Annotated in this window: 3 protein-coding genes; all 3 read right to left on the bottom strand. The window is 41.8% G+C overall.

Going from position 1 to position 2,490, the window contains the following annotated elements:
• Nucleotides 1-108: 108 nt before the first annotated feature.
• Nucleotides 109-981 (bottom strand): YitT family protein, encoded by an 873-nt coding sequence (locus AC075L_RS19770; protein ID WP_025579698.1) that lies wholly within the window; start codon nt 979-981, stop codon nt 109-111.
• A gap of 157 nt (nt 982-1,138) precedes the next feature.
• Nucleotides 1,139-1,504 carry a PqqD family protein gene (locus tag AC075L_RS19765; RefSeq protein WP_008707355.1) on the bottom strand — a complete coding sequence of 122 codons (366 nt, stop codon included), beginning with the start codon at nt 1,502-1,504 and terminating at the stop codon, nt 1,139-1,141.
• A 24-nt stretch (nt 1,505-1,528) separates the two neighbouring features.
• A partial coding sequence (locus AC075L_RS19760; protein ID WP_476388056.1) for an OPT family oligopeptide transporter occupies nt 1,529-2,490 on the bottom strand: 962 nt, incomplete at its 5' end.

The following is a 2,490-nucleotide window of genomic DNA, read 5'->3' as shown; positions in this document are numbered from 1 at the left end:
CCGTTTTAACTATAAAACCTTATACCTGTATTGTATTTTAATATATATTTACCAAAAATGAAAGAGGAAAGAGAAAAAAATTTACAATTTTTTATATATTTTTTTGTGTTACTTTTTTTCAATAAAACCTTCTCCATGGACTTCCCTGGCATCTGTCACTATCACAAAAGCTTCCGGATCAATTTCATCTACTTTTTCTTTTAGCATTACGATTTCTTTTTTATTTACCACGCAGAAGAGCATCAGTTTATCCTGTCCTGAGTACATTCCTCTGGCACTGATGCCTGTCACACCTCTGTCCAGATCTTTCATGATCATATCTGCTATTTCCTTTGGCTTTGCTGTAATGATATAGGCAGCTTTTGAGAATTTCAGACCTTCAATCAAACCGTCAGATACTTTTGTCACCAGATATACCGCAATAATCGCATAGAGTGCCTTGTGGATGCCAAACACATACATACCCACCAGTACAACGCCTGCATCTATTACCTGCATGATCTGTGCGATTGAATAGTGCTGCAGATATTTCTGGATGATAGCTGCCATCATATCGGTTCCTCCGGTTGTTCCACCGCCCAGAAAGACAAGACCGATTCCCACACCCTGGATCACACCACCGTAAAGTGCGGCAAGAAGAAGATCATTGCCAGCAAGATTCCATACAGGTTCTATGGCAAGCCAGGTAGACAGAGCAATTTCTCCCATCAAAGCTTTTTTTACAAAGGAGAATCCATTAATCTTCCATCCGATCAGAAACAGTGGAATGTTCAAACCCATATTTGTTACCCAGAGAGGGATACCACCGTCAATGATTCCCTGACTCCCTGCTTTTATAATAATCGCAATACCTGAAAAGCCTCCGGTTACCATACCTGATGCATCAAATACGGAATTGATCGCCAGTGCCATTAATCCGGTTCCTGCTATGATCATCAGATATTCCAGAAGCTGTGATCTTTTTCCATTTACTAACTTCATTCATTCGCCTCCTTGTATTCTGTAAAAATAATATTTGTTTTATGCTTTCATGAATATCAGCCAGAGATACCGCTTTATCACTGTGCCGTAATTATTCTTCCATAAACTACAGAACGGCAGCAATCCATGAAGGACTGCTCCCGCTCTTATTCTTACCTTATTTTTCAGGCTTATTGATAAAATTTACAAAATGATAACTCTCCATTATCTGGAAGTATTTAACGATCCTTGGATATAAAGGCTCTGCCTTCTCCCCAAATTCGTCTTTTACCAGTGCAGCAATATCTTCCACTGTCTTCCTGCCATCTATGAGTGGCCAGATAAATGTGCCATTGTCATCCAGATGTATCTTCGTATATCTGGGTTTTCCAAACAGCTTCTGGGCAATCGTGTTAAACGCGCCCTTATTCTCTATTTCCAGCACCATTCTCCCCCTGATATCAGTATGCCAGCGAAGCTGTGCACTGCGCTCAGGAATGAGATCCAGATAATTGATCTGTAATTCTTTTTTCTTTTTACTCATTTAAATATTATCATCTCCGCCTGATCAGGCTTTCTTCTTGTTCCAGATACTGAATTTCAGAAGGCTTAAGATCATAAGTAACATCAGGATCACGCCGCCTGCATTACCAAGGTTAATGCTTCCGGAGAGATCAAATACACTGCTTACGTTTACTACTGCAAGGATTGCAAGAAGGATACCTACAAGACCTTCACCTGCGATCATACCTGCACAGTAAAGTGTACCGTCTGTTGCCTGTTCTTCTTTTTTCTTATCATCAACATTCTTTCTTCCGTCAACGAACATACGAACAACACCACCGATCATGATAGCAGCGTTGAGGTAGATTGGAAGGTAAAGACCGATAGCAAATGGCATAACCGGAATTCTTAAGATTTCCAGACCAATTGCAAGGAATACACCGATAAATACCAGTGTCCATGGAAGCTTGCCGCCCATGATACCTTCTACGATCATCTTCATCAGAGTTGCCTGAGGAGCAGGTACTTCTGCACTTCCGTATCCCCATGCAGTGTTCAGAAGATAAAGAACTCCACCGATAGCAAGACCGGCAGCAACAACACCGATAAGCTCACCGATCTGCTGCTTCTTAGGAGTTGCACCAAGAAGATAACCTGTCTTTAAGTCCTGTGAAGTATCACCTGCGATCGCTGCTACGATACAGATTACGGAACCAATAGCAATTGCTGCTTTCATTCCGTCGATACCGGTTTTGCCGGATGCTTTGATAATCATTGTTGCGATCAGAAGAGTAGCGATAGCCATACCTGATACAGGGTTGTTGGAGCTTCCTACAAGACCAACCATACGGGAAGATACAGTTGCAAAGAAGAAGCCGAAGATTACGATAATCAGCGCACCGATCGGGTTAACCGGGATAGCCGGAACAAGCCAAATGATCGCAACCATTGCCACAATACCGATCAGGATAACGTTCATTGGAAGATCCTGTGCAGTTCTTTCTGTACTTGTATTCTTGCCACCCT

The organism is Blautia sp. ZXY-1-B12 (assembly GCF_056339915.1).
This window is presented reverse-complemented; position numbering and strand designations above follow the sequence as displayed.